This is a genomic window from Bacteroides sp. NGMCC 1.200775, from assembly GCF_040798045.1.
In the GTDB taxonomy this organism is placed as follows: Bacteria; Bacteroidota; Bacteroidia; order Bacteroidales; family Bacteroidaceae; genus Bacteroides; species Bacteroides hominis.
The window spans coordinates 35,122-58,788 of the sequence record NZ_JASCQK010000010.1; the positions used below are offsets into that span (position 1 = coordinate 35,122).

At 45.0% G+C, this 23,667-nt stretch carries 18 protein-coding genes and 1 tRNA gene; 8 read left to right on the forward strand and 11 right to left on the reverse strand.

Annotated features, from left to right (window positions below):
- Positions 1 to 3: 3 nt before the first annotated feature.
- From QK890_RS18910 to QK890_RS18925, 4 genes are all read right to left on the reverse strand, one after another.
- Positions 4 to 1,509 carry a 4Fe-4S binding protein gene (locus tag QK890_RS18910; protein WP_044300912.1) on the reverse strand — a complete coding sequence of 502 codons (1,506 nt, stop codon included), beginning with the start codon at positions 1,507 to 1,509 and terminating at the stop codon, positions 4 to 6.
- Between the two features lie 23 nt (positions 1,510 to 1,532).
- Positions 1,533 to 2,288, reverse strand: coding sequence for a LytTR family DNA-binding domain-containing protein (locus QK890_RS18915; RefSeq protein ID WP_005782112.1), 756 nt, complete (start codon positions 2,286 to 2,288; stop codon positions 1,533 to 1,535).
- Positions 2,289 to 2,296: 8 nt separating this feature from the next.
- The gene (locus QK890_RS18920; RefSeq protein ID WP_032531583.1) at positions 2,297 to 3,319 is read right to left on the reverse strand and encodes a sensor histidine kinase; all 1,023 of its coding nucleotides are present in this window, start codon (positions 3,317 to 3,319) and stop codon (positions 2,297 to 2,299) included.
- Positions 3,320 to 3,585: 266 nt separating this feature from the next.
- Complete coding sequence (locus QK890_RS18925; RefSeq protein WP_005811532.1) at positions 3,586 to 4,146, reverse strand: NUDIX hydrolase; 561 nt, start codon at positions 4,144 to 4,146, stop codon at positions 3,586 to 3,588.
- A 126-nt stretch (positions 4,147 to 4,272) separates the two neighbouring features.
- On the opposite strand from QK890_RS18925, the gene QK890_RS18930 reads away from it, so the two are divergent.
- Both QK890_RS18930 and QK890_RS18935 read left to right on the forward strand, forming a co-directional pair.
- Complete coding sequence (locus QK890_RS18930; RefSeq protein WP_220576086.1) at positions 4,273 to 6,798, forward strand: alpha/beta fold hydrolase; 2,526 nt, start codon at positions 4,273 to 4,275, stop codon at positions 6,796 to 6,798.
- Positions 6,799 to 7,192: 394 nt separating this feature from the next.
- Positions 7,193 to 7,684, forward strand: coding sequence for a hypothetical protein (locus QK890_RS18935; protein ID WP_005782123.1), 492 nt, complete (start codon positions 7,193 to 7,195; stop codon positions 7,682 to 7,684).
- Between the two features lie 86 nt (positions 7,685 to 7,770).
- Here QK890_RS18935 and QK890_RS18940 read toward each other — a convergent pair whose 3' ends face one another.
- On the reverse strand, positions 7,771 to 8,391 hold the full coding sequence (locus QK890_RS18940; protein WP_032539192.1) for an HU family DNA-binding protein: 621 nt from the start codon (positions 8,389 to 8,391) through the stop codon (positions 7,771 to 7,773).
- A gap of 329 nt (positions 8,392 to 8,720) precedes the next feature.
- Here QK890_RS18940 and QK890_RS18945 point away from each other — a divergent pair, with 329 nt between their 5' ends.
- Positions 8,721 to 10,802, forward strand: a complete 2,082-nt coding sequence (locus QK890_RS18945) for a VapE domain-containing protein (RefSeq protein ID WP_032539193.1) — start codon at positions 8,721 to 8,723, stop codon at positions 10,800 to 10,802.
- A 7-nt stretch (positions 10,803 to 10,809) separates the two neighbouring features.
- Here the strand turns inward: QK890_RS18945 and QK890_RS18950 are convergent, their stop codons facing one another.
- On the reverse strand, positions 10,810 to 12,948 hold the full coding sequence (locus tag QK890_RS18950; protein ID WP_050550157.1) for a glycoside hydrolase family 172 protein: 2,139 nt from the start codon (positions 12,946 to 12,948) through the stop codon (positions 10,810 to 10,812).
- A 151-nt stretch (positions 12,949 to 13,099) separates the two neighbouring features.
- Positions 13,100 to 14,059 (reverse strand): FimB/Mfa2 family fimbrial subunit, encoded by a 960-nt coding sequence (locus tag QK890_RS18955; protein WP_005811517.1) that lies wholly within the window; start codon positions 14,057 to 14,059, stop codon positions 13,100 to 13,102.
- A gap of 790 nt (positions 14,060 to 14,849) precedes the next feature.
- Between QK890_RS18955 and QK890_RS18960 the strand changes: the two genes are divergently transcribed.
- The 3 genes from QK890_RS18960 to QK890_RS18970 all read left to right on the forward strand — a co-directional run bounded on the left by QK890_RS18960 (position 14,850) and on the right by QK890_RS18970 (position 16,384).
- Complete coding sequence (locus QK890_RS18960) at positions 14,850 to 15,479, forward strand: hypothetical protein (RefSeq protein WP_032538263.1); 630 nt, start codon at positions 14,850 to 14,852, stop codon at positions 15,477 to 15,479.
- Positions 15,480 to 15,527: 48 nt separating this feature from the next.
- A complete protein-coding gene (locus QK890_RS18965; protein ID WP_005782133.1) occupies positions 15,528 to 16,091 on the forward strand; it encodes a cob(I)yrinic acid a,c-diamide adenosyltransferase in 564 nt (187 codons plus the stop codon).
- Positions 16,092 to 16,162: 71 nt separating this feature from the next.
- Positions 16,163 to 16,384, forward strand: coding sequence for a DUF2795 domain-containing protein (locus QK890_RS18970; protein WP_002558131.1), 222 nt, complete (start codon positions 16,163 to 16,165; stop codon positions 16,382 to 16,384).
- A 73-nt stretch (positions 16,385 to 16,457) separates the two neighbouring features.
- Here QK890_RS18970 and QK890_RS18975 read toward each other — a convergent pair whose 3' ends face one another.
- The 3 genes from QK890_RS18975 to QK890_RS18985 are packed head-to-tail and all read right to left on the reverse strand — an operon-like array spanning position 16,458 to position 20,090.
- Positions 16,458 to 17,645, reverse strand: coding sequence for a porin (locus tag QK890_RS18975; protein WP_032539195.1), 1,188 nt, complete (start codon positions 17,643 to 17,645; stop codon positions 16,458 to 16,460).
- 32 nt (positions 17,646 to 17,677) lie between these two features.
- Positions 17,678 to 18,736, reverse strand: a complete 1,059-nt coding sequence (ansB, locus tag QK890_RS18980) for an L-asparaginase 2 (RefSeq protein WP_005782137.1) — start codon at positions 18,734 to 18,736, stop codon at positions 17,678 to 17,680.
- Between the two features lie 43 nt (positions 18,737 to 18,779).
- Positions 18,780 to 20,090, reverse strand: coding sequence for an anaerobic C4-dicarboxylate transporter family protein (locus QK890_RS18985; protein WP_005782138.1), 1,311 nt, complete (start codon positions 20,088 to 20,090; stop codon positions 18,780 to 18,782).
- Between the two features lie 321 nt (positions 20,091 to 20,411).
- On the opposite strand from QK890_RS18985, the gene aspA reads away from it, so the two are divergent.
- Together aspA and QK890_RS18995 are read left to right on the forward strand one after the other, a co-directional pair.
- A complete protein-coding gene (aspA, locus tag QK890_RS18990; protein WP_005782141.1) occupies positions 20,412 to 21,845 on the forward strand; it encodes an aspartate ammonia-lyase in 1,434 nt (477 codons plus the stop codon).
- A gap of 186 nt (positions 21,846 to 22,031) precedes the next feature.
- Positions 22,032 to 23,192 carry a 6-bladed beta-propeller gene (locus QK890_RS18995; protein ID WP_032539196.1) on the forward strand — a complete coding sequence of 387 codons (1,161 nt, stop codon included), beginning with the start codon at positions 22,032 to 22,034 and terminating at the stop codon, positions 23,190 to 23,192.
- Positions 23,193 to 23,289: 97 nt separating this feature from the next.
- Here QK890_RS18995 and QK890_RS19000 read toward each other — a convergent pair.
- Positions 23,290 to 23,377 (reverse strand) — tRNA-Ser (locus tag QK890_RS19000).
- Positions 23,378 to 23,667: the final 290 nt, after the last annotated feature.

Sequence of the window (23,667 nt, forward strand, 5' to 3'; positions counted from 1 at the left end):
GTGTTATATGATACGGTGCCTTTCGTGACCTTCTACATAGATGGCACTGAACGGGCGTGCCGGGCAAAGATTTTCACATGCTCCGCAACCGATGCAACGTTCGGTATTGATTGCCGGTATTTTGGGGGAGTCTGTTTGGTCCGGTATGGATAGAATCATCTGAATGGCTCCTGTCGGACAATGACGGGCACAATTGCCACATTCCACCCCGTCAGTCAGTGGTACGCAGTTCGCTTTTACCCAGACCGCATGCCCGATTTGAGTCGAAGACTTGTCGGCCACCGTGATAGGGCGGATTGCTCCTGCCGGACATACCTGGGAACAATCGTTACACTCCGGACGACAATAGCCGCGTTCGTACGACATTTCGGGCTGCATCAGGTTCATCAGTTTCGTGGAAGGACGCAATACCTGATTGGGGCAGGCTGATACACACAGTTGGCAGGCCGTGCAATGTGCAGACATATTACGCGCACTCAACGAACCGGGAGGTGTGATGGGTGTCTGCCGATTGGGTATTTTTTTATCTTCTATGGTGGCGAGTCCGCCATCTACTTTTTTCTCCTGTGCTTTGAGTGCCGATGTTGCGGCTACCATTGTCGTTACGGTCAGGAAGTTGCGGCGTGCTTCATTTACTTGGCCGGATGAAGCCAGAGGAGCATTCTGCTTCACTTGTGGTGATCCTGTTTTGCTTGTTCGTAATTGGTAACTGAGCGCTTTCTGCTTGCATTTGCCAAGGCAGTCCATGCAAGCCACACAACGGCTGTAGTCTATCGTATGTTCTTTGGAGTTGATGCATGCCGCTTTGCAATGGCGTGCACACAGTCCGCACCCGTTACATTTATCCGTATCAATCGTGACGCGGAATAAAGAATAGCGTGAAAGAAATCCCAGTACTGTCCCCACAGGGCAGATGGTATTACAGTAGGTACGCCCGTTTCGCCATGCCAGCAGAATCAGGATGACGAAAGTCGCTGCAGCGATGATAAATGTCGGCAGACTTTTCATCCAGACTTCGACGTCATAAAATGCATAACTGTCGATTCGTTCCGCCAGATGAGCAAACAGGTTGTTTCCCCATAACCAGATGGGTTGGAACAGGTTGTTTGCAATACGTCCGTAAGCACTATACGGAGCAAACAAAGTTGCGATGAAACTAACTCCTGCTATCAGGGTAATGATGAATATAGCCAATGCCCCGTAGCGTAGTGAAGAGAGTGCCGGAGAATAGGAGTAAGGCAACTTTTTCCGTCTTTTCCCAACCCAGGCTGCCACATCCTGGAATACTCCGAGCGGACAAATCACCGAACAGTAGATTCGTCCGAATACGGCTGTCAGAATTATTAAAAAGGCTACTACCCCTATGTTCAATGCCAGTATCGCAGGTAGGAACTGGATTTTTGCCAGCCAGCCGAACCAACCGTGCAGTGTTCCGGTGAAATCAAGGAACAGCAGGGTGATCAGTGTCAGGCAGATGATGCCACATGTTAGTCTGATTTTTCGTATCATTGCGTTTGTTTTTATTGAGTTTGTTATTTATCGTTTACAAGCCACGTCTTAAACTCCGATGCTTTGTTTTTGCTGACATAAACACGTTCCGGCACTTCGGTATCGAGTGTGATGAGCAGTCGGCTGTCAAACCAGATAGTTATATCCGTTACGCTGTCTCTGGCTATGACAAACTGTTTGTTAGCCCGGATAAAGTCTGTCGGATTGAGTGAGGAGACGATCTGTTCCAAGGTCTTGGAATAAGGATAACAGTTGCCGTCCTTCAGGCATACATATGTGTTTTTACCGGTTGCGTAGAAATAAGAAATCTCTTTTATGCTCACCGGGAGCAGTTTGTCTTTATGTGCAATCAATAGTTTGTCTTTGTACTTGGGTGCGGGTTTCAGCTGCGTCAGTTGTGCCAAATATTGCAAAAGGTCCTGTCGGGTCAGTTTGCTGTATTTTTCCAGTGCGTGTTCTACATCCTCCACCTTGACAGGTTTCAGTAAATAGTCTATGCTGTTCACTTTAAAAGCTTCGATGGCATATCGGTCATAAGCCGTTGTAAATATAATAGGAGTCTCCAGCTTTATTCTGTCGAAAATGGCAAAGGCCGATCCGTCTGATAAATGAATATCCATGAATATCAGATCCGGAGCCGGATTTGACTGCAACCATCCGACAGTCTGCGTGACACTTTCTGTATTGGCCATGACCCGGATATCGGGGGCTACCTCCGCGAGGATATCCGTCAGGTTTTCATAGGCAGCGGTTTCGTCTTCTACAATCAGTACTTTCATAACAACTACTATATTAGAGGTAGATATACCCGGAATGTCTCTTCGTCAGATTCCACCCGGATTTGCTTATTCATTAACAGATTGAATCGATTTTCCAAGTTACTTAGTCCGGTTCCGTTTGTGTCGGGCGGGGATAGCTTAGGGTAAATGGGATTGGACACCACCAGTTCAGATTGTTCGTTCAGCCGGATGGAGATCTCCATCTTGTGTTCGCTGTCTATCCGGTTGTGTACGGTGACGTTATCGACTAACGGAAGTAGTGAGAGTACAGGCAGTGTCAGCAAATCTTTTTGCCTTTCGGCTACGTCGATGGCAAAAACCAGTTTATTGGCAAAACGTACCTCCATTACGTATTGGAAAGATTGGATGAACTCCAGTTCTTCTCTCAGCGTGACGAGCCCTTTCCGGTCGCTTTGCAAGATGTACCGGAAGATATCAGATAGCTGATTGACGTACATCAGCGTGTTTTCATCATTCTTTTTTCGTATTAATGAAGATATTCCGTTCAGTGAGTTAAAGAAGAAATGCGGGTTTACCTGATTGGCCAGTGCGTCACAACGACTTTGTAAGTTCTCAAAACGAAGACGTTCTATTTCCTGCTCTTTTTCTCTCTGCCGGGTATAAAGCATGGAGATGTATCCTACCAATGTGCATAAAAAGCAGAGCGTGAAGAACTGGGAGATTAAAGTGCTTCCCAGAAAATCCGTATGGAAACCATGCGAAGAGATGGTGTACGAAACGGATGCGAAGAACAGATAACCGGTCAGTGCAAACAGGAAGTTGTGAGTCAGGCGTTTCCGGAATAGCGCTGTCGGGATCTGCCGCAGATTGTAGTTTATCAGGAAACCGATCATCCCCCAAAAGAAAAGGAAGCGATATATAAAATAAGAAAAGAAACCAAGGTAGTCCGATGGCTTCAAAGAGTTTAGCTCCCACGGAGTGCAGGCTATATTGGGGTATATGATAAAAACCGCACTGATCAGGCTGACCAGCGGAAGGTTTCGGGATATATATTTATCAAAGGAATCCATGATGCTCTTCTTTCTCACTGCAAAGAAAAGCAAAATAATGATTCCTTATTTGTTATGTCATGTCAAAACGAAAAAAGAGGCATAAAAGCGAAACTTTTTCATTTTTTCAGCATAAATACGATATAGTCTCTACACAAAATAAGAATGCAGAATGACAAAACCAGAGAAGCGATCAGCATAAATTCTTTCATAATGTTTGTTGGTTTTATAGGTTCTTTCCTATAAAGACAACACCCAATGAAAAATTCCCTACCCGGATAACTGTTTTATTTCATTTGTTTTTGTTCTGCTACGTATTTCCAGAGCGGTGCCGCATGTAATGCCTGTATGATTTGGTTGCTTTTCAGGAGTTCTTGTACCTCTTCAAAGGTGAGCAGATGCACTGTAAGTGACTCCGTATCTTCCAGATGTTGTATGTCTACTCGTTCTACATCCGTTGCCAGAAAGCAGTGAGTCAGATTGGTATGTGTGCTTGGATTGGCCGAAATCACCATATATTCCTGCCAGTTACCATTGCCGTATCCGGTTTCTTCCAGCAGTTCACGTTGTGCCGAAACAAGCGGTGATGCATCCTCTTTCTCGCATACACCCGCACAAAGTTCATATAGCTGTTTGCCGATTCCCGGTCGGAACTGGCGGACAAATACAAACTTTCCTTCTCTGGTGATGGCGATGGTGTTCACCCAGTCGGGATACTCAAGGATGTAGTACTCCGGGATATGATTGCCGTTAGGCAAAAGCATGTCGTCGCACCGTACGGTCAACCACGGGCGGCGAAATAGATATTTGCTGCTGACTACTTGCCAGGCTTCGTCTTTTGTTTCCATTGTTTTATTGATAGCGGTTGCTGGCAAAGGTAATTAGAATAATTGTCAGGAACAATTGTTTTCATACGTATCTTTTTGGGTTTAAAAACCGTTGTGTATCTTTGGGGCGGATAAACTAACAGAATAATGAAAAACGCAATTATCTCTTTATTCCTGCTTTTTATTACCGTACAATATGTAGCAGCACAAAAAAAGGTTATCAAAATAGCCTGTATCGGTAATAGTATCACATATGGTGTAGGTACACGTAATCCTGCTAAAGACAGCTATCCCGCTGTGCTGGGGCAGATGTTGGGCGACGGTTATGAGGTCCGGAACTTTGGAGTCAGTGCCCGCACCATGCTGATGAAAGGGGACAATCCCTATATGAAGGAAGAGCGCTATCGGCAAGCATTGGACTATAATCCCGATATTGTGACTATTAAATTGGGGACCAATGATACGAAACCTCAGAACTGGCGATATAAATCCGATTTTAAGAAAGATATGGAGACGATGATCCGAACGCTTCGGGCATTACCGTCGAAGCCGGAAATTTATTTATGTTATCCTATTCCCGCATACGCTGTCCAGTGGGGCATCAATGATAGTATCATTGTTCATGGAGTGATGCCGGTTATCAACCGGTTGGCTGCCAAATACGGATTGAAAGTAATCGATCTGCATACTCCGTTAACGGGGATGAAAGAGTGTTTTGCCGACAACGTACATCCCAACGAAAAAGCTGCTGTCCGTATTGCACAGGCCATTTACCGGCAACTGACCGGCGAGGAACCACCGGCACATGTTTCTCAACCCTTCCCGGGACTTAAAGGTAAATGGAAAGGGTTCGATCAATATACTTTTGCTTATCAGGATCGGGAGGCTATTGTTGTCTGCCCGAAACATGCGGCAACCGGCAATCCCTGGATCTGGCGTCCTGCTTTTTTCGGTGCTTTTGCTTCAGTTGATGAAGAATTGTTGAGGCGTGGTTTTCATGTGGCATATTATGATCTGACTCATCTTTATGGAAGTCCCCGTGCCCGGAAGTCCGGTACTGATTTTTATTGGAATATGGTACGTATGTATGGACTATCTCCCAAAGTAACGCTTGAGGGTTTCAGTCGTGGAGGTCTGTTTGCTTATAATTGGGCGGCCGATCATCCGGATAAAGTGGCCTGTATCTATGTGGACGCTCCGGTTTGTAACGTATTCAGTTGGCCGGGACGTTCGCCTGAGAATGCCGGACTATGGAAAGGTCTGTTAGAGGAATGGGGGCTGACGGATGATCAGATGAATTCATTTTCCGGTAATCCGATTGACCGGCTGAAACCTTTGGCGGATGCGAGGATTCCGGTGATCTGTGTATGTGGAGACAGTGACAAGGTAGTGCCGTTTTCAGAGAACTCGGCTATTGTCCGCCAACGATATACAGCCATGGGGGCTCCATTCGAACTTATCTTGAAACCAGGAGTGGATCATCATCCGCATAGTTTGTCAGATCCTGCTCCGGTGGTCGACTTTATTATCCGCCATCAGCCGGGTTATGAAGCCAAACAATGCTATACATTAAGAGGGGACTATCGTAACTCGTATCAGATGTTTGAGAAAGAACGTGTTGGTACGGTTGCTTTTCTGGGAGGTTCCATCACAGAAATGAAGGGATGGAGGGATATGATTTGTGAAGATTTGAAGCAGCGTTTCCCTTATACAAAGTTTACCTTTATCGATGCCGGGATTCCTTCTACGGGCAGTACGCCCGGAGCATTCCGCTTGGCGGACGATGTGTTGTCCAAGGCCAAAGTCGATCTGCTTTTTGTGGAAGCGGCGGTGAACGATGATACCAACGGCTTTAATGCCATTGAGCAGGTAAGAGGAATGGAAGGTATCGTACGCCATGCTTTGCTTTCCAATCCGTCTATGGATATCATGATGCTGCATTTTATCTACGATCCTTTCATCCCGAAACTGGACGGAGGTCAGATGCCCGATGTGATTCTGAATCACGAACGGGTGGCGAACCATTATCTGGTCCCTTCCGTCAACCTCGCTACAGAAATCGCCGCCCGTATGCGGGAAGGTGAATTCAATTGGGAACAGTTTGGCGGTACGCATCCCAAACCTTTGGGGCATGCTTATTATGTGGCTACGATAAATAAGGTGCTCGATGAAATGTATGCTTCTTGTGTTGCTGCCGGAACTGCCGTCAAGCCTCATGTGCTTCCTGCCGTGCCGCTAGACGGATATAGTTATACAAATGGCAAGTTGGTCGACATCCGGCAAGCTCATATAAATAAAGGCTGGCAGTTAGTCCCTTCGTGGACTCCGCGCCTTATTGCCGAAACGCGTCCGGGCTTTGTCGATGTGCCCATGCTTGAAACCGATCGTCCCGGAGCGAAACTGACACTCGACTTTGAAGGGACGGCTGTCGGTATCTTCTGTGTAAGTGGTCCGGCTGCCGGGATTCTGGAATATAGTATTGACGGTGCTACGTTTAAAAAGTTGGATACGTTTACGGCTTGGAGCGGCGGACTGTATATTCCTTGGGTATATATGTTCGATACGGAGTTGCCGAAAGGCAAACATCGTCTGATGCTCAGGATGTCAAAAGATCATCATCCGCAAAGTAAGGGTACGGCCTGCCGGATCAGACAGTTTGTGGTAAATGAATAGAATGAATGGTAAAGTTGGATTGCGTTTGATTGAACATATCCTGCCATCCGCATAATCTTCTTGCAGATAGATAAATGCTTTTCTGAAAAACATTCATTATTGTTTGTTGTTTTGTTCAGAAAAAACGTATCTTTGCAGTAGAACTATGGTTGGCATAAACATTTTTATGCCCATAAATACGCAGTTCTCTTCGGTGGATTAAAATGTAGCGATTTATAAGACACACCGGATGAGTGCAGCCTGTATCTGTATTGGTACGGGCTTACTTATCCATGTGTCGGGGTGCCGCTACATACCTAATCCATTGGATGAGTAATGCCCCGTACCTTTTCATATAATCACATTCAAGAAACCGTGCAGGGTAGATTATTTTAACTTTAATCTTTTTCCCTGTATGGCTAATTGGATTACTCTACGGCAAGCTGCCGAAAAATACGAGACTACGGTAAAAGATGTTCTCTCTTGGTCGGAACTTCCTGAAATTACTTTCACTTACGTAAACTACACTTTGTTATTGAATGATGACAGCGTGTGTGATTTTATTAAATTGCATAGCCTTCCGGCTGAAGCAGGAAAAGACTACGGTTGTGCCATCACCTTTGAAAATGTCGAGATAATCGCGAAATTATATGCTAATGCATTAGAAAAGATCCGTTTGCTGGAAAAGCAAACCGAACTGCTGAATGAATGTGTTTCCAAACAGTCAAAACTCTTTGAATCGATAGAGGAGAGGCTTGCGGCAATGCTGGTCTCCATGGAAGATACTGAAATTCAGGATACAGACCCAATAAACGAGGAATCGAAGTTTGCCGCTTTCATGAAGAAAATCCTCCTCTCATACAAAAAATGCATTTCGATCTTCCATCTTCCACCTTTTAAAAGATAACTGTCTGATTCGTAGTAAACTAATAGGGTGGAAGATGCGGTTTTTTAGCCGTTTATCTTCCACCCTCATCTTCCATCTTCCACCCGCTAAATTTCCTCTTTGGAAGGCGATTTTTTGATAAATACCAGTAGGCTTCCTCGCCCTTTGGGTTTGATAATGCCCTGATCTACAAATCGGTGTAGATCTTCCAACGCTTTATTTTTCAGTCGTCCGGTCAGTCGGGTGTAGTCCGAACGGGTGATAAAAGCATTTTCATTTAGATACCTTTCCAGTCGAAAAAGCTTTTCTTCTTCGCTGAGCTGTGACGAGCTTCGTGAACCGTATTTGCCGGCACGTTCCACATAGCCCTTGGTATGTCTGCGAAACCACATCGAAGCCCTGAAATTAATGTTGTCGAAGTAAATGGATTGTGCGCGGATCTCTTTTTTATCTTTCACCGGATGCGTTGCCTTCAGGCTTGCCGAGAAATAGCCGATCTTGCCCAACTCCACATGGTATCCGTCCACCAGATATTTGGAGATTTTCTCTGTCAGGGCACAGAGCACTCCTTCCAGGTCGCCTACTGTGAAGGTGGAGGCTTCCGAAATTTCTTCAAGAATGGTGCGTGTCCGGATGGTTCCACTCGAAATGATGTGGGGATAAAGCTTGGGTTCCTCTCCGTTCTCTTTTTTAGAAGGAACTTCTCTGAAATCATAACGTGCTGCCATAATTTGTTTGGTTTTTAATTGTTGATAGTTATTTGTTTATTGGTTTTTCTTTCTTTGTTTTAGCCTTTTTCCTTTGTTTTTTACCTGAGCCCGCATCCCCGGGCTCATTAGCCTCGGTATGCAGGCCGGTCAGCCTGGGTATGCGGGCCCATGAGTCCCGCTGTCCGGGCTTGGATAATGCTCCTATAAAGATACATAATATTTATCGTGAAAACAAGTAATACTCCTCTTGTTTGTTATTAAATATAATTGATTTATTTGTGATGATCCGCTTGCTTTATCCGGTAAGAAAGAGTACCTTTACCACATTATAAAAAACCGGAAAAACCATGAAAATAACCCTGATCCGAAAGGAAGAAACTGTCGTAGCACAACGTACGGTGAAACTCGAAACTGTGTTGGAGAATATGAAAACCGAAACCAAAACCTGCCCCGTGAGTGCTTTACGTCGGACACTGAAGTTTTCGGGTGGAAGTGGACATGTCACGGCGGTGGACAAACTGCCCCGTATCCTTTTTTCGGTGGAACTGGGCAAGAGTAAAGAAATATCGGTGATGAAGGCTTATCATGGATTGGTACTTCTGAGTGTGAAGGGATTCACCGGAGTAGAAGAGGCTGCACGCTTGCGTGACAAGCTGTCCGGACTGCCTCAGACGATGATTGCTTTTGTCGGTTCAAGCGGGCGGAGTGTAAAGATACTCGTGCCTTTCCTACGTCCCGACGGTTCATTGCCCGTAACCGTAGAGGAAGCCGGATTTTTTCATGCTCATGCCTACCAGTGGGCGGTGAACTTTTACAGAGGGCAGCTTTTGGCGGAACACCGGGATGTTACGCTTGAGAATCCGGTGCCGGAACAGAGTTGCCGGTATTCATTCGATCCGGGGCTCTATTTCAATCCGGATGCCTACCCCATTCGCCTGGAGCAACCTTTGTCGATGCCCGGTGAAGTTACCTACCGCGAAACAGTGGAGGCGGAAACTGATCCTTTGCAGCGTATGATGCCCGGTTACGAACGGAGCGAAATTATCTCGACATTGTTTGAAACTTCACTGTATGAAGCTCTTAATACGGTAGGCTGCGACCGGGAGGAGGATTCTAAATCTTTGATCGTGGAACTGACCCGGAACTGTTTTCGTTCGGGAATCCCCGAAGAAGAGGTAGTGGGTTGGACGCTGATGCATTTCCGGGGTAAAGTGTCCGAAATACTGATACGTGAGACGGTTCACAATGTGTATGCCGTTGAGAAGCGATTCGGAAGTAATCCTTGCATTTCTCTCAAGCAGACCATGGCCATACGTACCGACGAGTTTATGGGCAGACGTTATGAGTTTCGCTATAACATACTGGCCGGAGTGGTGGAATATCGTGAACGAAAGACGTTTTGTTTCGATTTTCGTCCGGTGACGGACCGGGTGCTCAATACAATTGCGGTAAATGCTATCAGCGAAGGGCTTGAACTTTGGGACAGGGATGTGAAACGCTGGATTAACTCCGAACGTGTGCCGGTCTATTCACCTGTTACCGACTTTTTGTATGGCTTGCCCCGTTGGGATGGAAAAGACCGCATTCGGGCGTTAGCCCGCTACGTGCCTTGCGACAATTCGCATTGGCCCGACTTCTTCCATCGCTGGTTTCTCGCAATGGTGGCCCACTGGAAAGGAAATGACAAGCAGTATGCCAACTCCGTTTCACCCCTGTTGATCGGTTCGCAGGGATGCGGCAAATCCACTTATTGCCGCAATATCCTGCCGCCTGATTTGAGAGCCTATTATACCGACAGCATTGACTTCAGCCGGAAACGCGATGCCGAGCTTTATCTCAACCGCTTCATGCTGATCAATATTGACGAGTTCGATCAGGTAAGTGTCAATCATCAAGGCTTCTTGAAACATATACTCCAGAAACCGGTGCTTAATGTGCGTAAGCCCAACGAGGCGGCTGTCCGCGAGTTGAAGCGTTATGCTTCGTTCATAGCGACCAGCAATCATAGCGATTTGCTTTCCGATCCTTCGGGAAGCCGCCGTTTTATCTGTATCAATATCACTGGCAGAATCCGTAATGATGCTGTCATCAACTATCCGCAACTCTATGCGCAGGCAGTGCGGGAGCTCCGTGACGGTGAGCGCTTTTATTTCTCTCCCGAGGAAGAGGCCATTTTGATGGAGAGCAATCAGGAATTTGAACTGCAAACTCCGGTTGAACAGCTCTTTCAACAGTATTTCCGCTCTGCCGGCGAGGGAGAAAAGTGTGAAACCCTGCTCGCAGTCGATATTTTAGGACGCATACAAAAGAAAAGCGGCTTTAAACTGTCGGCTACGAAGATAGTGCATTTTGGCAGAATACTTCGTAAACTGGGAGTGCCTTGCAGGAAAATGAAAAACGGGAATTTCTATTGTGTGGTGGAGTTGTAGATGTATTTTATTCAATCTGTATACAATCCAGTCCGAACAAAGTTCCTGTCGATAGCGGATTCCGTCCGATCAATTCTATCCGCAGGATAAATTTACCGTTTATGGGCTTGTGCATTCCCAGGCTTATGGCACCTGTCGGCTCGACTTTCTCGCTGTAACAGTCCAACTGCTTTCCGTTTTTGGGGTGATTTACATACAACCTTATATTGCCGTAGTCGGTTGCTTTGGTACAAAATAGATTCAAGCTGTATTCACGATCCTCAAAACCGGAGAATTCGAACTCGATGTAATCGCCTTCCTTACCGCCATGGCATACCAGATGGTCTTTTAAGTTCCATTTGCCCGGATGCCCGCTGAGTCTTTGTCTGTCATAACGCAGCCTTTCTGATTTGGAAGTTGGCTGGATTTGGCAAAAATCAATGGCATTTGGTATGTTGCAGACAGGAGATTGAGTAGGGGTAGGCAATAACCCTGCTTCTATTTCTTCTAAGCCGGAAGAGCCTGTGGCTTCGGAACCTAAGTCTCCGTACCAGAATACAGTCGAAGAGTAATCTACCGTCCCGTTTTCCCAACCTAACAATTCGAAATCGAACTTCAATTGCCGGTTGAAGGGAATGGCATCTAAGCATCTGACTCTGAAGAAGCTGTTGTAGCCATAAAAATTTCGCATATCCTGGCGGGGTTGCCCGGCAAATGGTGTCTGACTTTTAAAATAACCATCGAAACTGTAGTAGTCTTCAGTGCCTGTTCCGAAATGGGAAGGAAATGGTTCGTGATCTACGGTTATTTTTTCATCTCCTTCTCCATACCACTCTGCCGTATGGTTGAAAAGTGATAGCAGGTCTCCCCGATAAACTCCTCTGCCGGATATAGTGGCGAAATTCCAATCCATACATTTTTCGTGTTCCATCCAGGTGACGACGGGCAGACCACGTTCCTGCTTCCAGGCTGTATGGAAATAGAGAGACCGGTTGTCCCACTCATAGGGCTGTGAAACAATATCTGTTTGTATATCGGCTTTGTATGGAGAGAGGTTCAAGATCGTGATTTCACAATCTTGCTTATAGGGCATCAACCATTTGCTGCAGACAATCCCTTTGCCGTCGGAATAGAAGAAAAAACTCCTGGACGCAAAAGATCCCATGCCGGAGCCTGCAAAATCGGATAGTGGAGCCCATACGGTTTGTTTCCCGTCAAAGCTTATGGTTACGATCAGGCTACGCATCAATAGGGCAAAATCGTCTGTTCCGGGTTTCAGGTTTTTATCTGTTTTCACATTGAACTGAAGAAGGCTGATCGCTCTTTTTCCTGTGCGAAGGTTCAGCTTTTGCTTTTCACCTTTATTTAATGAAAAGCTCTGTTGATGGTTAAGTGAACCTTTGCCATAATCAGACTGGGGATCAAATCCCTTATCCATATTTTTATAGAGTGCGTCGGATGTTTTTTCTGCTAAAGCGGGTATGCGGTCTGCCACTTCCTGTGAGAAAGTTTCTACCGGAGTACCTGTGGGGTATTTGCGGTAATTGAACAAAAAGTGTCGGTTAGTCCGTTCGGGGGTAAGTTCCTCCATGGTCACTTTGCAGCCGTTGTTATAGGGGACAGGTAGATAAATCAGGCTGCCTCTGTTCCATTTGTTGTCCGGTTCGATTAACCCTTTCTTCAATCCTCGCACACCGAACTTCTGGAGATCATAAGAGGGCACCTCCCAGCCCGGTTCGTCTTTTCCGTCAAAATAGAAACGTAAGATTGTATTTATGCTGCCAAAGGTTGTGAGCCATATACGGGTAATGGCACCGGGACCTTTGTCCTCAAAAAGAACCTTTTCTTTCCGTCCGTTGCGTTCTTCGAGACGGATGAATCCTTCGCCGTCATCATTGGCAAACCAATTGGGCTGGTCAGGAGAAACGGACCTGCGATCGTAGCTGCTTTGCTGCATACTGCGATAGGGCAGGGCCGGATAGCGGCTCATTTCATCCCGTGAGGTCATCTCTTTCAGGAGAGTTTCTACTGTGATCTGATATTTTGTCTGTGCAAATGAACAGGTGCACAGAGCGGAGAAAAGTAAGGTGATCCCCCATCTCATTATTCCTGTTGTAAACTCAGGCTTCGGAGAAGATAATAAGAGTTGTTTCCATTTTGTGTCCATAATACGATTTTATTGATGGTAAGTAGCCGCAATATTAAGAAAGTATATCGGATGAGGCTATAATGAATCGTACCAAATCGTAGTACAGACGTTACATGAAGCATTCTTTTGGGGTTTTGCCGACTCATGGTGGGGTGAGCCGGCGTATTTATTATTCCAGTGTCGGTATGTCTATCGTTTCGTTTTCTTCTTGCCAGTTGTCGATGGTGAATCCTCCGGAAGTTTCTTCCGAGAAGATGTCACCTAAAGTCAGTGTGAGAGTCAACTTGTTATTAGCTTTTAACGGAGCGTTCAGCGGTTGCTGATAGGTTTTGGTATTTCCGTTCTTCAGTTTGATGATCAGTTTGAACATTGGTTTCGCAGATGAAGGAAAAAGCATGACCGTAGCATTGCTCATCTGCGTGCCGTCAGCTGACAGTACGAGTGGGAAGGCCACTGTCTTGGTTTGGTTTACCGGAGCGGCAGTATACACATTCAGTTTTTCGGCAATGCCTCCTATATGAACTTCCATGCTGGCAATGCTGGAACTGAGGATTCCATTGTTCTTGTTTTTTACGATTACTTTCAGACCTGCAACCACACGCTGCATGGCTGCGCTCAACTCTTCCGTACCAATATGTGCCGGTTTTACGGTATATACCAAATCGAATACCGGATAATAGGTGGTATCCGTCGAGATTCTCCGGAGCCCGAAGTATTGCTGGGAAAGATCGCCTCCGATAGTGATTTGGGGATCAATGACAACCGGATTGCTGTAAATGGGCTCTTCATATTTCGGGGTACCCCAATAAATCATGTTATAAGTACCTACCGGAAGTGAGAGTTCCCTGTTCTTATTTCCGTAAATTGCCCCATCTTGAAGATAGTACATTCCCGGGAATGGGGTCAGCTTGCCTTCTATGTAATTTCCATAATAAATGGCACTGCCAGCCTGGCAAGGATAGGCTTCTAATACACCGGTCATCGGACTTTGGGTATCGGATAAGGTGACACTCAGGTCGGGGGTGACCAGTCCTCCGTTATCTTCCTTACATGGCGCACACGAATTGTCATCCGAACAACTGTAGAATATTGCAGCCGTCAAGAGGGTCAGGAATATTAATTTCTTCATACTTAATGCTGTTTAGGTTTTTAGTCTTTGAATAACACACTATGAAGTATTTGGTTCTAAAAAGTTTAGGAAGAGTATCAATGGTAGGGAGAGTGGTAGGCAAAAAATATAGGGCTACTTTGTTGAGTAACCCTATCAATTGGATTGAAAAAATAGCATGACGTTGATCATGTCTTTATGTTTTGGTTATTATAAGCTGTCTATGGATACACAAAGGCTTTTGGGACTGTGTCAAAACTCTTTTTTACCACAGATTGCACAGATTATCACAGAATAAGAATGATGATAATTAATAACTTAAAAATCACTCTATGTTACTCTGTCTCCTCTGTGGTGAGTTTCGACACACCCTCATCACGAATGGAATGCGGTCTTTCTTCTAATGTACTGTAGTATCACGTCATTCTCTCTTTCTATCATAATAAATTAATGTTCAATTCATATTTAATAAGTTAGTTCCTAAAGAAAGTTTCGCTATCTAAATGGAATGGGTGGTCTATGACACCGATTAATAGCCCCTGATTTGCAAAATATATGTTTTCCATGTTTATCTTTTCATTAGTAATGCAAATATATTAAATAAAAGTCAACTTGTAATAAATGTGCTGATTAAATATTAATCGGTTTTTAGATCAGGATATTGTGCTAAGATATATAGTATATTCTTAGAACTGTGCTGAATAGATAGTTTGGATATGAGTTGAATCTATCAGAAGGTTTGGGTTGAAATTGTTCTGTTTTGATAAAAAGTATATCTTTGTGCGTTGAACGCGATATATTTCAATTTATTATGAACGGATTTCTACTGTTGAAACGCCCTTTTATCTGGCTGGCCCGCTTTCGTCACCGTTGTGGATATGGGGTTCATTCACCATTTGCTTTCGACTTGATAACCAACGTCATTTATGAGCGTACCCCTTACTATGCTTACAGTTTGCTGGAGACTGAACAAAAGAAAATGTCGGTAAATCCCGGCAGGAAGTGGAAGCATGAATCAAAGAAGGTGAACCGGTTATTGTTCCGGTTGGTCAACCGAATGCAACCTGCTACGATTGTAGATGCCGGAACGTTGTCGGTATCGTCTCTATATTTGCAGGCCGGACATGCTAAGGCGGGTTATCTGGGTGCTTCTGATTTGTCCGAACTCTTTTTAGAGAAAGATACACCTGTCGATTTTCTTTATTTGCACCATTACCGTAACCCGGAATTTGTAGAGAAAGTATTCGATATCTGTGCGTCGAGAACAACGGAACAAGGAGTTTTTGTGATTGCCGGTATCTGCTATACGAAAAAGATGAAAGCACTCTGGAAAAAGATACAGCAGGATGACCGGACGGGTGTTACATTCGACTTATATGATCTTGGAATCGTCTTTTTCGACCGTACGAAGATAAAACAGCACTATATCGTCAACTTCTGAATCCTTTTGTGTGTTAACCTTTACAGAAATAATAAACTTACTATCATTATGAAAAAGAGTCTTGTATATACAAAAACGGGTGATAAAGGAACAACGGGTCTGATAGGAGGAACCCGTGTGCCGAAAACCCACATCCGCCTTGAAGCGTATGGAACGGTCGATGAACTGAACTCGAATCTGGGATTACTGGCAACTTACCTGATGGACGAGCATGATTTGGATTTCGTACAGTCGGTGCAGGATAAACTGTTTGCCATTGGTTCGCATCTGGCCACTGACCAGGAGAAGATCCAACTGCACGATGTCAGTATTATTACCCCTGCCGATGTAGAAGCTATTGAACGTGAAATTGATGCTGCCGACGAAATTCTTCCGCCTTTACATTCCTTCATCATTCCGGGAGGAAGTCGTGGCTCGGCACTTTGCCACGTTTGCCGTACCGTTTGCCGGAGGGCGGAGCGGCGTATTCTTGCATTATCCGAAAGCTATACAATCTCTGCTGATTTGCTGGCTTATGTCAACCGGCTGTCTGATTATTTATTTGTCTTGTCTCGTAAAATGAATTTTAATGAGGGAAAAGACGAAATATTTTGGAATAATAGTTGCAAGTGAAATTTTTTATTATACTTTTGCCGAAAAATAGAGAGTAGGTATTAATATTCACATTTTAAATACGAAAGCTTATGTATTGGACGTTGGAATTAGCATCTAAACTGGAAGATGCTCCTTGGCCGGCAACTAAGGATGAACTGATTGATTATGCCATGCGGTCGGGTGCTCCTCTTGAAGTGATTGAAAACCTTCAGGAAATGGAAGATGAAGGCGAAATCTATGAAAGTATAGAAGATATTTGGCCGGATTACCCCAGTAAAGAAGATTTCTTCTTCAATGAAGAGGAGTATTGATACGAACGAATGAATTGAAAATAATAAATAGTCCCGATAAACGATCCGGTTTATCGGGACTGTTTTATTGGTATTAGAACATCGGTAACTGATAGATGAAACCTAAAGACAAACGATTGGTACTGTAGTTCTCCTGTCCCAGTACTTTGGCACGATGTGTGAAGTCGTATGAACGTCCCACGTAAGTCAGGAAGAAATGCAGGTTGGTCTTCATCGGGTAAAACTCTACTCCGGTCAGGTATCCCCAGGAAGTACGGTAGTTACCTTTTTCAATGCCGTCAGTTGCTTTAGTAACCGAAGCGGTTTCGTACATACCTTTTACAAAAGCATTCCATTTCGGGAGGAAACGGTAGTTGAGCTTGGTCACCACAGATAAGTAACCGGCGTTGAAAGCATTGTGTCCGCTGGCATTACCCACGATTCCGGTGATAGTACCGTTGCGGTCGATGCCTTCCTGCGAATACATGAAGTCGACAAACATATTGAACTTATCCAGATTCAGCTCGTTGCCCACTGCATAATAGTAGAGGTTCTTGCCTTTGGCTTCACTCATGACGGAGGCTGACCAGCGGGTTTTGAATACCTTATTGAAGTTGCCGTTCCAGTTCAGGGTATAGACCAGTGGCATCTTCCCCGATTTGAGATCCGGCAATTTGCCTTCCGAATCTTCGGTGATTCCGTATGTTTTGTCAAACGAACTGTTACGACTATTCAGAATCTGCAGGTTGAGTTGCTGGGTGGGGGTAATATTATAACCGACGTTCAGTCCGGTCATAAAATTACTCATATTGTCGATCATGTCACTGTATTCGTAAATGTCGATCGGATTCAGGTCGAACTCAAATCCCCCGTATGCGGCACATTGCTTACCGGCAAAGAAAGAGAACTGATCATTCAGTTTCACACCGATTCCGGCATAGTCTATCGAGGTAGGGATGTTATCAATCATTCCTCCTCCTTCGTTCGAACGGTTCAGGCGTTGACGATAGCGGTAAGAGAGCCAGCTGTTGAGATTGCCTTTTGCTTCGATGCGGAGTTGACGCATTTTGAATACTCCTTCGTCGAAACCATCGCGGAAGTTAGCGTCAAAACTACCTTGCATATTGAGGTACAGATTGAACTTATCCGTCTTTTTTTGCACGTTGGCCAGTTCTTCGTACAACGATTTGTTTTCCAGAAACATTTCCTTCTTTTCTGCCTTTTGTGCATATACTCCTTGAATGCTGCCCGCAAGGAGCAGCATTGCCATTAATTTCTTCATAAGTGTTCAGGTTTTATCGGTCCGATGCCCGGTTAGTACTCATTAAAATATTGCTGAATCTGCTTCCAGTCGTTGGTTTTGGTCAGTGCAAGCATCAGCAGTACACGTGACTTTTGCGGGTTCAATTCCTGCGAAGCGATAAATTGATATTGAGCATCATCCACCTCGGCATCCAGTGTCGTAGGTCCGGTCGGTACACGGGATGAACGGACAACGAGTATTCCTTTCTTACGGGCTTCTGTCAGTACCGGGAAAATGTTCTTGTGAATGTTTCCGTTACCTACGCCGGCATGGATAATACCCTTATAATCGTGGTGTAGAAGTGGGGTTACCATATCTGCCTCAATGTTTGAGTAGCTATAAACGATACCTACTTTAGGCAGAGAGTTCAGGTTGGTTACGTCGAACACAGACTGAGTGGTATGCTTTTTCAGTGGGGCTTGGTTGTAAAATACCTTTCCGTTGAAGATATAGCCCAACGCTCCGGAGTTGGGTGCCTGGAAGGTTTGTACATCGATTGTATTCATTTTTAATACACTTTCTGCCCCGAGAATCAATCCGTTCATGGCTACCAGTACGCCTTTGCCTACAGATTCTTTGGCCCCTGCGGTGACTACGGCGTTATAAAGGTTCAGCGGACCATCGGCACTAAGTGCGGTGGAAGGACGCATGGCTCCTACCAGCACCACCGGCTTGTCGCTTTTGACGGTCAGGTTCAGGAAGTAAGCCGTTTCTTCCATTGTATCTGTTCCGTGAGTGATAACGATGCCGTCGATATCCGGACGTTTCAACAACTGGTTGATCTTTTTGGCAAGTATCAGCCATACTTCGTCGTTCATGTCCTGCGAACCGATGCGCACAATTTGTTCACCGGTCACATTGGCAATGTTTTTTAGTTCGGGTACTGCATCCAGCAGTGTACCGATTGCTACTTGTCCGGCTGTGTAATTGGTAGAGGTTGCCGAGCCGCCTGTCCCGGCAATCGTTCCTCCGGTAGCAAGGATGTGAATGTTTGGCTTCTGTGAGAAGGCCATCATTGTGGAAAGCAGTAGTGTAACCACTACAAGGCTTAGTCTTTTTAGTTCTTTCATGACTCAACTGTTATTTAGGTTAAAAAATAGATAGTTCGTATTTTTAAAATACCTGGATGAAGAGCAATCCGAGTACGATAGCTACAACGGTTGATACCAATCCGGGCATCATGAACGAATGATTCAACACATATTTACCGATTTTGGTTGTTCCTGTACGGTCGAAATTGATGGCAGCAACCACCGTCGGATAATTCGGAATGAAGAAGTATCCGTTTACGGCCGGGAACATGGCGATCAGCATATACGGCGAAATGCCGAGGGCGATGCCCAGTGGCATCAGTGCACGTACTGTGGCTGCCTGACTGTAAAGCAGGATAGACATTACGAACAAAGCTATTCCGAATAACCACGGCATCTGCCGAACCAATCCTTCGATAGATTCTGTCAGTTGCCCCATATTGCCTTGCAGGAATGTGTCACCCATCCAGGCTATACCGAAGATGGCGATTACCGCCTGCATTCCTGCCGGGAAAACAGAACCTTGTGTTGCTTTGATTCCATCCGTCTTGGTAATCATCAGGATAAGCGCAGCTGCCGAAAGCATTACGATTTCAATAATGGCAGACATCCCTAATGTAACGGTTTCTCCGTCTATCAGGAAGGTGGGGCGCATACCGTCGAAAGAACCGAAGAATACGATGAAGGCCGTTGCTAAAATGAAAATCAGAACCGAGATCATTGCATTGCGCTTGTTGTGTACGTCCTTAATCTCTACTTTCTTAGAGTTGAAATACCCTTCTGCCAATCGCTTCTGATATTCCGGGTCGTCCACCAGTTCTTTGCCCACTTTCATTGAGAACAGTGCACCTACCAGCACACCGATAATGGTAGCGGGGATTGTTATTTTTAAAATGTCAAATAAAGTAATGTCAAAACCTGCCAGAAGTCCGAGCAAGGCAACTGTGGCAGCCGAAATGGGGCTGGCCGTGATGGCTTGCTGAGAAGCGATAACGGCGATACCGAGAGGGCGTTCCGGACGGATTTTTGTTTCGGTGGCCACTTCGGCAATCACCGGCAGTACGGAATAGGCAACATGTCCTGTACCGGCGACGAAGGTGAACAGATAAGTCACAATAGGACTCAAAAGAGTGACGTGTGACGGGTTTTTACGCAATAACTTTTCTGCCAGCTTCACCATATAGTCCAGTCCGCCGGCTGCCTGCATGCATGATGCAGCCGAAATAACCGCGGCAATCATCAACATTACATCGATCGGAGGGGCTGTGGGTTGCAGTCCGAAGACAAAAGTCAGTATCCCTAAACCTACGCCGCCCATTACTCCGAGTCCGATACCTCCCAAACGGGCACCGATAATAATAGCTGTCAGTACAAAAGCCAATTGTAAAATCATATCTTTCTTTTTTAATTTTTTGGCAAAGATAATTTAATAAATTGTCTCTGAATTGGTAAATGATATGGTAATCAACAAAAAAGAAGTTAATTGGTTTTTGCTGATTTGCATATTTTTTCATTATGAAGGAGATTTTATAAAATATCTCTCAATCGGATGCTATTTACAATATGATACATGTATTTGCTTTATTATACGTAAATCACTCCTTGTTTAAAGTATGTTAACTAAATAGTGAATATGATTGCTTTCAAAACAATATTGCTTAAGTTTGGTTATTATAAACACAGTTAAGATTATAATTGTTAATAAAGATATATTATGAAAGAAGAATTATCGAAAGCAACCCGTACAGAGAGTGATTTAATAGGTGAACGTGAAGTACCCGAAACCGCCTTATATGGCGTACAAACCCTTCGGGGAATAGAGAACTTCCGCATTAGCAAATATCACCTTTGTGAGTATCCGTTGTTTATCAATGCACTTGCCATAACCAAGATGGGAGCCGCTATGGCTAACTTTGAGCTTGGATTGCTGACTGAAGAACAGGCAAATGCCATTCTCCATGCATGTAAAGAAATTCTGGAAGGCAAACATCACGACCAATTCCCGGTAGACATGATTCAGGGTGGAGCCGGAACTACCACCAACATGAATGCCAACGAGGTGATAGCCAATCGTGCCCTCGAACTGATGGGACATAAACGCGGAGAGTATCAATATTGTTCGCCCAATGACCACGTCAACCGTTCGCAGTCCACCAACGATGCCTATCCGACTGCCATCCATATAGGTATGTATTATACGCATCTGAAACTGGTGAAGCATTTCAAAGAAGTGATCGGTGCTTTCCGGAGAAAAGCAGAAGAGTTTGCACATGTGATCAAGATGGGGCGTACACAGTTGGAAGATGCGGTGCCGATGACGCTTGGGCAGACATTCAATGGTTTTGCCAGCATCCTTCAAGATGAAATTAAGAATCTGGACTTTGCTGCACAGGACTTCCTGACAGTCAATATGGGAGCTACTGCCATCGGAACCGGAATTACCGCCGAACCGGAATATGCTACCAAATGCATCGCGGCCCTTCGGAAGATTACCGGGCTGGATATCCGTTTGGCCGACGATCTGATAGGAGCTACTTCCGATACTTCCTGTCTGGTGGGGTATTCTTCAGCCATGCGTCGTATAGCTGTAAAAATGAATAAGATTTGCAATGACTTGCGTCTTCTGGCATCCGGTCCGCGTTGCGGGTTGGGTGAGATCAATCTGCCTGCCATGCAACCCGGGTCGTCTATCATGCCCGGTAAGGTAAATCCGGTTATCCCCGAAGTGATGAACCAGATCGACTATAAAGTGATAGGCAACGACCTTTGCGTGGCTATGAGTGGCGAAGCGGCTCAGATGGAGCTGAATGCGATGGAACCGGTTATGGCACAGTGTTGCTTTGAATCTGCCGATTTGCTGATGAATGGCTTCGATACACTGCGTACTTTGTGCATAGACGGCATTACGGCCAATGAGGAGAAATGCCGGAAAGATGTTCACAACAGTATCGGTGTTGTGACGGCCCTCAACCCTGTCATCGGGTATAAGAATTCTACCAAAATTGCCAAAGAGGCACAGGAGACCGGTAAGGGAGTTTACGAACTGGTGTTGGAACATAACATTCTTTCGAAAGAAGACCTTGATACGATCCTGAAGCCGGAAAACATGATTCATCCGGTTAAACTCGATATTAAGCCTAACAACTGATCCGGGGAATCCGGTCAGCATATTTAAGAAGTTGTATCCCAATCCGGTTACAGTTCTTTCTTCCGTTTAGGGAGGATAGGAGAATTGCAGCGGTTTGGGGTACAACTTCTTTTTTTATTTTCTGAAGTTTGAGAGCTGAATCCGGTATTTTTTTTCTATCTTGCCGGTGTGATTAATGATGATACTATGAAAAGATTCCCTTTTTACTTTCTGGTGCTGTACCTGTTGGTTTCATGCCAGGGGACGAAGCAGGCGGAGACTCAGGCTTTATCCGTTGTCGACATGACAAAAAGTTACCCTGAAAAAGAGATTGTTCTGCAAGACATTGCCGATGTGGAATATATTCCTTTGGAAACTACCGATGACTTTCTGTTCAATGGTGTTGCCGCGATAGTGTCCGATAAATATATCGTGACGATAGGTCACCAGAGTGAAGATGTCTGTCTGTTCAGCCGGGAGGGAAAAGCCCTTACCCGTATCCACCGGGTGGGAAATGGTCCGGGAGAATACAAAGATATTGCGACGGTAGACGTAAACAGGGAGAATGGCGAACTTTATCTGAAAGAGATGAACCGGCAAAAAATTCACGTCTATTCGCTGGATGGCACGTTCAAGCGTTCGCTTCCTTATCCCGAAAATATATGGTTGAACCAGATGTATCTTTTCTCTCCCGAATATCTGATTGCCTCCCGGGACTTCACTCCTTCCGCAGGTTCGGATGCCGGGTTCCATCCCTACCTCCTTGTCTCTACCGAGAGCGGACAGCTGGATTCTTTGAGCTATGTGCAGAAAAAATGTGTGCAAGTTAAATTAATCATCAACGAGCAAGCGCATCTGTATGGCTATATGCATGAGCCATCGATTATTTGCAATGGTTCCCGGTTCTACATAGGCAATGCGGACTCGGATACTTTGTTTACGATGGAGCCGGATTTTGCTTTAAAACCTTTGCTGGTCCGGACCCCTTCACATAATGAAGAAGGGAACCAGTATGGTTTGTTTTTGAAAGGAGTGGCGGGACCCTATCTTTTTTTAACCAAGCAACCGATGGAGATACCTATGAACAGCATTGATCATCTGGATTTGCAAAATGAAGAATGGCTTTATGATCGCCGTACCCAGGAGGTTTTCCGCTATATTTTCAAGAATCGTGAAGATACTTCGAAACCGGTCTCAGGCATCATGTTTTATCGTTATCCCGAAGATTGCGCTTTAGTCATTCTGAAGTCGGAAGATTTGGTGGAGGCTTACGAAGCCGGTGAGTTGAGTGGTGAACTGAAAAAGATTGTTTCGGGAATGAAAGTAGATGATAATCCTGTCCTGATGCTGATACAGTTTAAGGGATAGGGAAACGGTCTTTATAGAGAAGGGGGAGGTGTCACAGTCTGTGGTGAAACGGGCTTTTGCAAGGCTCTTTTTCTTAATCGGAACCTGCAAGCCTGTGCGGAAAGAGTGGGATTCAAACCCACGGAACAGACAAGCCGTTCACCGGATTTCGAGTCCGGCCCATTCGATCACTCTGGCATCTTTCCTTAAATGTACTACAAAGGTAAATCGTTTTATGATTTGTTGTTCCGGTAAGGGTGTTTTTTTCTTCTTGCCGGGATTTTGCTGCTACTTTATGAGGTTGCGGGTCTATTATTAAAAGATCCGATATACCAGTTGTACATCCCGTATATAGTTCCCTTAGATGATAAAGATGGATCTTTTTATTGAGAAAACGGCAAGTCCTTTATATTGGGGATTGAAACAACAAAATGCTGTTGAGTAATGTTATAGAATAGAGCGCTTTGCTGAAAATATGCAAACGAATTTAATGTTT

Excerpts from the sequence above, each read along its gene's own strand:
- QK890_RS18995 (WP_032539196.1), top strand. The coding sequence starts at position 22,032 with ATGAAAAGATTCCCTTTTTACTTTCTGGTGCTGTACCTGTTGGTTTCA.
- QK890_RS18925 (WP_005811532.1), bottom strand. The coding sequence starts at position 4,146 with ATGGAAACAAAAGACGAAGCCTGGCAAGTAGTCAGCAGCAAATATCTA.
- QK890_RS18945 (WP_032539193.1), top strand. The coding sequence starts at position 8,721 with ATGAAAATAACCCTGATCCGAAAGGAAGAAACTGTCGTAGCACAACGT.
- QK890_RS18955 (WP_005811517.1), bottom strand. The coding sequence starts at position 14,059 with ATGAAGAAATTAATATTCCTGACCCTCTTGACGGCTGCAATATTCTAC.
- QK890_RS18915 (WP_005782112.1), bottom strand. The coding sequence starts at position 2,288 with ATGAAAGTACTGATTGTAGAAGACGAAACCGCTGCCTATGAAAACCTG.
- QK890_RS18940 (WP_032539192.1), bottom strand. The coding sequence starts at position 8,391 with ATGGCAGCACGTTATGATTTCAGAGAAGTTCCTTCTAAAAAAGAGAAC.
- QK890_RS18910 (WP_044300912.1), bottom strand. The coding sequence starts at position 1,509 with ATGATACGAAAAATCAGACTAACATGTGGCATCATCTGCCTGACACTG.
- ansB (WP_005782137.1), bottom strand. The coding sequence starts at position 18,736 with ATGAAAGAACTAAAAAGACTAAGCCTTGTAGTGGTTACACTACTGCTT.
- QK890_RS18935 (WP_005782123.1), top strand. The coding sequence starts at position 7,193 with ATGGCTAATTGGATTACTCTACGGCAAGCTGCCGAAAAATACGAGACT.
- aspA (WP_005782141.1), top strand. The coding sequence starts at position 20,412 with ATGAAAGAAGAATTATCGAAAGCAACCCGTACAGAGAGTGATTTAATA.
- QK890_RS18970 (WP_002558131.1), top strand. The coding sequence starts at position 16,163 with ATGTATTGGACGTTGGAATTAGCATCTAAACTGGAAGATGCTCCTTGG.
- QK890_RS18930 (WP_220576086.1), top strand. The coding sequence starts at position 4,273 with ATGAAAAACGCAATTATCTCTTTATTCCTGCTTTTTATTACCGTACAA.
- QK890_RS18950 (WP_050550157.1), bottom strand. The coding sequence starts at position 12,948 with ATGGACACAAAATGGAAACAACTCTTATTATCTTCTCCGAAGCCTGAG.
- QK890_RS18960 (WP_032538263.1), top strand. The coding sequence starts at position 14,850 with ATGAACGGATTTCTACTGTTGAAACGCCCTTTTATCTGGCTGGCCCGC.
- QK890_RS18975 (WP_032539195.1), bottom strand. The coding sequence starts at position 17,645 with ATGAAGAAATTAATGGCAATGCTGCTCCTTGCGGGCAGCATTCAAGGA.
- QK890_RS18965 (WP_005782133.1), top strand. The coding sequence starts at position 15,528 with ATGAAAAAGAGTCTTGTATATACAAAAACGGGTGATAAAGGAACAACG.
- QK890_RS18920 (WP_032531583.1), bottom strand. The coding sequence starts at position 3,319 with ATGGATTCCTTTGATAAATATATATCCCGAAACCTTCCGCTGGTCAGC.
- QK890_RS18985 (WP_005782138.1), bottom strand. The coding sequence starts at position 20,090 with ATGATTTTACAATTGGCTTTTGTACTGACAGCTATTATTATCGGTGCC.